The following is a 424-nucleotide window of genomic DNA, read 5'->3' as shown; positions in this document are numbered from 1 at the left end:
AATCCCGCCGAGCGGTACGCCGCTTTTCGTATCCGCATTCGGTGATTGGGTGTTCGGCCACCCTGACGGAAGTCTTTGGGCACTTTCGGTCCTCGAGGGCACCTACCAACAAGTAGCTCGCAACTCCTCTGAGTACAACACGCTCAACAAGTCGCCCGAATGGSTAGACGACATCTTCATCGCGAGCTGGCTTGCCATAGCCGCCGGCAACGGGCTAGAACCAGGGCCAGACGAATGCCTTGGGTGGAAGCTTCATCCRTTGCTCGGAGGCAAGTTTGAGGTCTCGAACATGCAGCTGTTCAGCATGCGGGTCTATCAATCTCTAATGGGGCAGTTGCACCGCCAGCTTCAGGCGATTCCTGAGCCACCGAGGGATAAGAAGCCTTGGTACAAGGTTTGGTAGCCGTTCGCGGAAGTGACGCGC

The 424-nt window shown here is 57.3% G+C and carries 1 protein-coding gene; it reads left to right on the top strand.

The genetic code is table 11. From position 1 onward, the window contains the following. A partial coding sequence (locus AC1DSC_RS32710) for a T6SS immunity protein Tdi1 domain-containing protein (protein ID WP_478132102.1) occupies positions 1–403 on the top strand: 403 nt, incomplete at its 5' end. Positions 404–424 lie beyond the last annotated feature (21 nt).

It is taken from the genome of Variovorax sp. 01N425 (assembly GCF_056399465.1).
This window is presented reverse-complemented; position numbering and strand designations above follow the sequence as displayed.